The organism is Methylorubrum zatmanii (assembly GCF_014845115.1).
Lineage (GTDB): Bacteria > Pseudomonadota > Alphaproteobacteria > Rhizobiales > Beijerinckiaceae > Methylobacterium > Methylobacterium zatmanii.
The window spans coordinates 1-3,743 of the sequence record NZ_NKUI01000174.1; the positions used below are offsets into that span (position 1 = coordinate 1).

The following is a 3,743-nucleotide window of genomic DNA, read 5'->3' on the forward strand; positions in this document are numbered from 1 at the left end:
AATCTCCCGCATAGCTCGACCGGATGCAGGCGGATTTCCGCACGGTCTCGACGCATCAGCAGATCGCCTCCAACTTCTCCGACCTCGTCGAGAATCTCGATCCGACCAAGCCGGAGACCGCCGCGCTGATCGCGGCGTTCCAGGCCCCCGAGACGGCCGAAGCCCGGATCGCCCTCGATGGCGGCACGACCGGGACGATGTATGGCCGGCGCCACGTCAAGGTGCAGGAGGTGGCCCGCAAGCTTCTCGAACAGCCCGGCTATGCCGACCTGATCTTCGTCGATGAGGCCGGTCGCATCGTCTACACCACGACCAAGGGTGCGGATTTCGCCAAATCCCTGGCCGACGAGCCGAGCCTGAAGGAGACTGGGGCCGCCCGCCTCCTCGGCCGCCTCAAGAGCGCGACCGATGGCGATGTGCTGTTCGAGGATTACTCGGCCTACCCGGTCGGCCAGGGCCCCTCGGCCTTCATCGGACGCGCGATGACCAAGCGTGCCAACGTCGCGATGGGGACCGCCCAGGCCGCCGAGCGCATCGGCTTCGTCCTGCTGCGTCTGACGCCCGCCCTGTTCGACCAAGTGCTTTCGAAGCGGACGGGAATGGGCGAGACCGGGCAGATCGTCGCGATCGGCCGTGACGGCCTGCTGCGCAACAGCCCGCCCCTCGATCCGCAGGTGCGCGCGGGCGCAGCCGCCACGATGCTCGGCATCGATCCGGCTCGCCTGAGCGACGGCGCCAGCTTCGATTACGTGACGAGCGACGGCGCCCACCTCGCGGCGGTCTCCTCCGCCACGGTGCTCGGCGCCCCCTGGACCGTGATCGCGGAGAAGAGCGAGGCGGAAGCGGTGGCCTCGGTCTCGGCCCTGTCGCGCTCGCTGGCGGTGATCGGCCTCGCGGTCCTCGTGGTCACCTTGCTGCTCGGATCGTTGCTGGCTCGCTCGATCGTCGGCCCGCTCGGGGCCCTGACCCGCTCGCTCAAGGCGCTCGCCGCCCGCGAGGTCCTGGACGAGGTGCCGGGCAGCCGCCGCCGCGACGAGATCGGCGACATCGCCCGCGCCGTCGTGACGATCCGCGATGTCTCGCTGGAGGAGGCGGCGCAGCAGCTTCAGACGACGGAAGCCGCGCGGCTGCGCGAGGAGCAGGCGCGCCGGGCCATGCTGCGTGACCTCGCCGACCGCTTCGAGCAATCGGTCGGCGGCATCGTCACGCGCTTCGCCGATGCGGTGTCCGGCCTCCAGGCCTCCTCGGGCTCGATGCGGGCAGCGGTCGAGGGAACCTCCCACAGTTCGAGCAGCGCGGCGGCGGCGGCGAACCAGACCGCCGGCAACGTCAACACGGTGGCGGTCGCCGCGGAGGAACTCGGCGCGACGGTCGGGGAGATCGGCCGTCAGGTCGAGCAGGCCGCGGAGATGTCGGTCGCCGCCGTCAGCGAGGCGACGCGGACCGAGACGCGGATGACGGAACTCGCCGCCGCCGCCGCCCGCATCGGCGACGTGGTCAACCTCGTCTCCAGCATCGCCAGCCAGACCAACCTGCTCGCCCTGAACGCGACGATCGAGGCGGCGCGGGCCGGCGAAGCGGGCCGTAGCTTCGCCGTGGTCGCCGCCGAGGTCAAGGAACTGGCCAGCCAGACCAGCCGCGCCACCGACGAGATCGGGCAGCAGGTCGCGGCGATCCAGGCGGCCACGGACGGCACCTCGCGGGCCATCCACGGCATCGCCGCCCAGATCCAGACCATGAGCAGCGTCACCGCGAGCATCGCGGCGGCGGTGGAGCAGCAGGGCGCCACGACCCAGGAGATCGCCCGCAACATGACCCAAGCCTCCGCCGGCACCAGCGAGATGACCGCAGAGATCGCGGAGGTCGCCCGTGTCGCGGCGGAAGCCGGCCGGGCAGCGGAAGAGGTGCTGCGCGCCTCCTACGACCTCTCCAACCAATCGGCCGAGCTGAAGGGCGAGGTCGAGCAATTCCTCGCCAACGTGCGGGCCGCGTAGCGCCACACTGAGGAGCCGGGGTTTCGTCTGCCGCCACCGCTTCCTCTCGGGCATCAGGCCCGGGAAGAGGCGGTGGCGTTTATTTTACGAATCTTTCGCTTTCACAGGCAAACTGAACGATCGCTCTCGATTCGGCCCTTACTTTACATCCTGGGCTTACGCTGACGCGTCGCGTGACCCACTTTTTGCCAGCGACTTGTATCGTCTCCGGCTGGATCCAAACTTACCCCGCAGCCTCGACGGCGGGCATTGAATCGGGATCTCCCTATCACCCCCGTCTTGCGAACAGCGCAACCTACTTCAGGTTGCCATCAGGGGGCTCACAGTAGGCCCTTCCCTCAGCGCTCCTTGCACTCTATCGAGTGAAAAGAACCTAGAGTCAGCACGACTCTCACAGGCCCTCATCCCACCCGTTCCCAGTGCAAGCATGGCAGCAAGGTTGATGGATAATTGCGGGTGGGCAGCACGGCTTCTCGATCTTTCTGGAGCGTGCGTCCCCTCCTTGTATCCAGTGTCCGAGGCGTAGGCCTTCGACGTCGGCTGAGAGGGTCGGCTCCGAATCGTTGGCATTAAAACAATACATCAACAAATCATTGAGCAGGACCTAAGATGCAAAAATACAAATTTTCCATCGCAGCATGTGCAAGATGGGAAGAAAAATACATTATTGAATGGATCGAATACCACAAATCTATTGGATTTGAACATTTCTATATATATTCAAACGACGATGACGCCTACACATTAAGAGATGTTCTTTTTCCATATCTAAATAACGACACACCCATCGTTACCTACCGACATTATCCATACCAGGGACAGCAGCGGGCGATTTACCTCAACTATCTGGAGAATCTTAAAGACGAAACAGAGTGGGTTATGTTTCTCGATATCGATGAATTTTTAGCACTTAAAGAGCACGCCTCTATCGGCGAATTCATGCTAGATTATGAAAATGAATTTGATAGCGTATACTTCAATTGGTTTTATTTTGGAAACTCGGGACACAAGACGCGCCCGGACGGCAACGTCCTATTGAACTACACTCAAAGAAAATCAAAGCTTCACCCTTACACCAAACACATTACCCGCACGCAAGCCATCGACCTTAGCAAAATGTCTAAGACCGGGGCCGTATATGAACATTTCTGGCATTACTGGGAAAGTATTCCAGGATTATCCATCCGCTCATGCAACGTAATTAAGAACGATGAGATGGGCAAATATTACAAAAACTTTCCGTCACAAGCAGAAGATTACCTCCTTTCAGAAAGGAACTCAGAAAGAATCATGAATAAAGCGGTGATAAATCATTATGCCATTAAATCGGAAGATGATTTTTTACGCCGTGTAGAACGAGGAACGCAGGGGGATTTCCGCGGACAAACCATGTGGAGAGATCTTTACACTAGCAACAAACACATCGAAGAGCTTGCCTCGATGAATGAGGTTACCGATAACTTCCTCTTTGAAAAATGGAAGTCCAGGGTCCGTGATATCCCTGACATCCATGCCCTCGTTGCCCCCGCTGGTATCAATATTGCCCCTGGAAAAATCGCGACTCAAAGTTCGCTTTCACGCTGGTCGATCGGGAGCACGCTGTCAGAGGATGCTCAAGGAGCTTTATCAGGGAAACCCTCAGGACATTACAGCTTTCATACCGATCTGGAAATGCACCCATGGTGGATGATCGATTTGCAGGACATTCATAATGTGAAATCAGTCAGAATTTTCAACATCGGGTAATGG

Annotated in this window: 2 protein-coding genes; both read left to right on the forward strand. The window is 60.1% G+C overall.

The features are described from left to right. The first annotated feature begins 23 nt into the window (after positions 1 to 23). Entirely contained in the window at positions 24 to 1,994 is a 1,971-nt protein-coding gene (locus MZTS_RS19355) for a methyl-accepting chemotaxis protein (RefSeq protein WP_192285069.1), read from the forward strand. Positions 1,995 to 2,603: 609 nt separating this feature from the next. Beyond that, positions 2,604 to 3,740: a glycosyltransferase family 2 protein gene (locus MZTS_RS19360; protein ID WP_192285070.1), complete on the forward strand. Its 1,137-nt coding sequence runs from the start codon at positions 2,604 to 2,606 to the stop codon at positions 3,738 to 3,740. Positions 3,741 to 3,743: the final 3 nt, after the last annotated feature.